Origin of the sequence: uncultured Nostoc sp. (genome assembly GCF_964245445.1) — a bacterium.
GTDB lineage: Bacteria > Cyanobacteriota > Cyanobacteriia > Cyanobacteriales > Nostocaceae > Nostoc.
Map to the genome: position 1 here is coordinate 1 of NZ_CAXTNE010000459.1, position 3509 is coordinate 3509.

Annotated in this window: 4 protein-coding genes; 2 read left to right on the forward strand and 2 right to left on the reverse strand. The window is 41.0% G+C overall.

Annotation, left to right across the window (positions count from 1 at the left end):
* Positions 1 to 46: 46 nt before the first annotated feature.
* Together ACFE90_RS37165 and ACFE90_RS37170 are read left to right on the forward strand one after the other, a co-directional pair.
* The gene (locus ACFE90_RS37165) at positions 47 to 928 is read left to right on the forward strand and encodes a 4-hydroxybenzoate solanesyltransferase (protein ID WP_375507237.1); all 882 of its coding nucleotides are present in this window, start codon (positions 47 to 49) and stop codon (positions 926 to 928) included.
* Between the two features lie 174 nt (positions 929 to 1102).
* Positions 1103 to 1870, forward strand: coding sequence for a DsbA family protein (locus ACFE90_RS37170; RefSeq protein WP_375507238.1), 768 nt, complete (start codon positions 1103 to 1105; stop codon positions 1868 to 1870).
* 299 nt (positions 1871 to 2169) lie between these two features.
* Here the strand turns inward: ACFE90_RS37170 and ACFE90_RS37175 are convergent, their stop codons facing one another.
* Positions 2170 to 2619: an acyl-CoA thioesterase gene (locus ACFE90_RS37175; protein ID WP_375507239.1), complete on the reverse strand. Its 450-nt coding sequence runs from the start codon at positions 2617 to 2619 to the stop codon at positions 2170 to 2172.
* Positions 2606 to 3238, reverse strand: coding sequence for a TetR family transcriptional regulator C-terminal domain-containing protein (locus ACFE90_RS37180; protein ID WP_375507240.1), 633 nt, complete (start codon positions 3236 to 3238; stop codon positions 2606 to 2608). Before ACFE90_RS37180 ends, ACFE90_RS37175 begins: the two co-directional genes overlap by 14 nt.
* Positions 3239 to 3509: the final 271 nt, after the last annotated feature.

Sequence of the window (3509 nt, forward strand, 5' to 3'; positions counted from 1 at the left end):
GTAAAGATGTGTGAATTCATCTATCTAAAGTTATTTGTTGATTTCTATGTTAAGGACGCCAGAACGCCCCCAGCAACCAGTTTGGCTTGTAATTGTCCGGCTTTTGCGCTGGCATAAACCAGAAGGACGGTTAATTTTAATGATTCCTGCCCTTTGGGCTGTGTTTTTGGCAGCTTCTGGGAAACCGCCTTTACCTCTGGTTGGTGTGATTATATTAGGCACTCTGGCTACGAGTGCCGCCGGATGTGTAGTCAATGATTTGTGGGATCGGGATATTGATCCAGAAGTAGAGAGAACACGCGATCGCCCTCTCGCTTCTCGCGCCTTATCTGTGAAAGTTGGGATTGTAGTTGCGATCGTCTCCTTAGCATGTGCAGCTATCCTGGCATTTTATCTTAACCCCCTGAGTTTCTGGTTATGCGTAGCAGCAGTGCCGATAATTGTGCTTTATCCAGGTGCAAAGCGGGTGTTTCCTGTACCGCAACTGGTGCTTTCAATTGCTTGGGGTTTCGGGGTGTTGATTAGCTGGAGTGCAGTCACACAAACCATCTCCCAACCAACTTGGTTACTTTGGGGCGCGACTGTACTATGGACATTGGGATTTGATACAGTTTATGCTATGAGCGACAAGGAAGACGATCGCCGCATTGGTATTAATTCTAGCGCCCTATTTTTTGGGAATTATGCCCCTGTAGCTATTGCAATTTTCTTTGCTGGCACAATCTTGTTATTGGCTTGGTTAGGTGTACTCATACATCTGCACCTAGCCTTCTGGATTAGCCTTGCAGTTGCTACCATTGGATGGGTTTGGCAGTCTCTGCGATTAAGACAGCGAGACTTACCTAATCCTGTTTATGGTGAAATGTTCCGGCAAAACGTCTGGATTGGTTTTATTTTACTTGGTGGGATGATTGCTGGCTCTTTTTAAAATGAAGCTTATATCAAGTCTGCGTAATTATTTATACGCTAATCCCTAGCCTCTCTCCGGAGGCGGGGTGGGGTTCTTGAGGTTTAATAAGTAATAAAGCGGACATAAGATTATTCCTAAGTAGAAGCGAATGCGCGTCTATAGCTAGAACAAAAAATATTTATGAGTTTTTGTATGCGTACATTCTTTGATTGGTTTACTGCTTTATTTCAGTATCTCCGTAGTTGGACAGCAATAGGTCTGCTACTTTTGGCTGTTACCTGGTCATTTCCTGCACAAGCTGCTAGCCGCATTGATCCGCAGTTGGAACAGCAAGTATTACAAATTATCCGCGAACATCCAGAGGCAATTATTGAATCTGTTCAAGCCTATCAACAGCAACAACAACAGAAAGTCAAGCAAGAACAGCAAGGATTTTTACAGGATTTAAAGACAAATCCTCAAACCGTGATTGGTGAGTCTCCCACCATCGGTTCAACTAAATCAAAAACTTTGCTAATAGAATTTTCAGATTTTCAATGTCCCTACTGTGCTGAGGCGCATAAAACATTGAAAGAATTGTTAGGAAAATATCCAGATAAGATAAGATTAGTTTACAAGAATTTACCGTTAATTTCAATTCATGCTGAAGCATTGCCATCTGCAACAGCAGCTTGGGCGGCATATCAGCAAGGCAAATTCTGGGAATATCATGATGCGCTATTTACTAATCAAAAGCAATTAGGTCAAACGTTATATTTAGATATTGCTAAAAAACTCAATCTAGATTTGGGTAAATTTAAAAGCGACCTTACTCTTGCTAATCCCGCAATTACAAAAGATATTCAACTAGCTGATAAATTGGCTGTTTCTGGCACACCTTTTTTTGTAATTAATAGTCCAACTTTTTCAGGAGTGGTGCAGCTAGCAGATATCGAAAATATATTGACTAGTGCTAAGTAAATTAGTGTATTTTAAAATAGGCTCTCATTGTTTTAGTAGCTAGGCGTAAACAAATTAAAGTTTGTAGTGAGTTAGCGCGGTCTTCTCCCAAAGGGAGAGGCTAGCGCCAAGGAGGTTTCCCCCATGAGCAACTAACTTTCCCGTTGGGTAAGGACTTTAGTCCTGATAAAGCTTGCTATGAGCGATTCATCGCTCACTACAAACTAGAATTTTATTGTATCACCTTAAAAAGGCTTGCTCAGTTTCCTCCTTTTTAAGGAGGGTTAGGGAGGATCAAGTCTTAACTCAAGTGTATTACTTTATAAATAGTCTTTCAAATTCTCTTTTTGATGCTCGAAATATTTCTTTTGTAATTCCTCTGGAATGGGAATAGGACGACTATTTTGTAAACTGACAAAAGCGCCCTTCTGGGTAGCTACTGCTGCTAACTCATTGTTAGATAAAATTTCAGCTTGTACAGTCCACTTCAAGCGTCCTAAATTACTCAGCCATAAACGTCCAGTTACTTGATCAATAATCTTTATCGGACGTTTATATTCAATTTCCGTTCCAGCTAAAACAGGCGCATATCCTTGCTCAATTTGTTGATTGAGTTGCCAGTGTTCATCTAAAAACTTTAAACGTAAATCCTCTAACCATCTGATATACACAATATTACTCACGATTCCCATAAAATCAATGTCGTATGTTTTTACAGGAATTTTTAATACTATTTCTAATGGTCTGTGTAAGTTATTATTTAGTAGCATTACTTTCTATTCCTTGATTTTTGCCATACATTCTCAGGTGATTCTCTAAATATTGATTCAAGTGATTAATGACCCTGTGCATGTGAATTGAATCTCCATAAAGCTTGCTCATCATTACTGCTCCTTCTAATGTTGCAATTATGATAGTAGCGATTTCATCAGCACTAACTTCAGGGCGAATTTCACCCTTTTTAATTCCCGTTTCAACAATTCGACGAATCAGATGCAGCCAAGAGTTCATCGCCTGTTGAGTGCGTTCCCGCAACGCCGGATGAGCATCATCACTCTCCACAGCAGTATTCAGCAGTGGACATCCTCCCTTGATAGGTGGATTTTCTGTGAAGCTACTAAATACGCCAATGATTGCTTGTAGGCGTTCTACAGCCTGGCGTTTGCTTCGTAATGCAAATCTAGTATGCTGGTGGATGCGAGCGATCGCAAAGTCAAAAGCCTGTAGCGCGAGATCATCTTTGCTTTGGAAGTGATTGTAAATTCCTCCTTTTTGCAATCCAGTAACACGCATGATGTCTGACATTGATGAGCCTGCATATCCCTGTTGGTTAAACAGTTCGGCTGCTTGGTGGAGAATTCTGCTTTTTGTTTCTTCGCCTTTAGACATTACAGCGATTTTTAGATGAATGGGCTACGGAGAATGGGGAGTGGAAAGTAGCGTAACTTATTGAATTGGAAATTGCTGTAAATAAAATATTACCGACCGAATGGGTTTTTTTAATCTACGCGATAAGTGCTTTAAAGTCAAGTATTTTTCAGCGCTGAGTTCTTAACTAGGCATTGGACATTATTATTCTCCCCCTACCTCCTTCTGCTCCCCCTGCTCCCCCTGCTCCGCCTACTTCCCCTGCTCCATACTCCCACTCCCCATTCCCCAC

What these genes read in the sequence shown, in the direction of transcription:
- ACFE90_RS37165 (WP_375507237.1), top strand. Translation starts at nt 47, where the DNA reads ATGTTAAGGACGCCAGAACGCCCCCAGCAACCAGTTTGGCTTGTAATT.
- ACFE90_RS37170 (WP_375507238.1), top strand. Translation starts at nt 1,103, where the DNA reads ATGCGTACATTCTTTGATTGGTTTACTGCTTTATTTCAGTATCTCCGT.
- ACFE90_RS37175 (WP_375507239.1), bottom strand. Translation starts at nt 2,619, where the DNA reads ATGCTACTAAATAATAACTTACACAGACCATTAGAAATAGTATTAAAA.
- ACFE90_RS37180 (WP_375507240.1), bottom strand. Translation starts at nt 3,238, where the DNA reads ATGTCTAAAGGCGAAGAAACAAAAAGCAGAATTCTCCACCAAGCAGCC.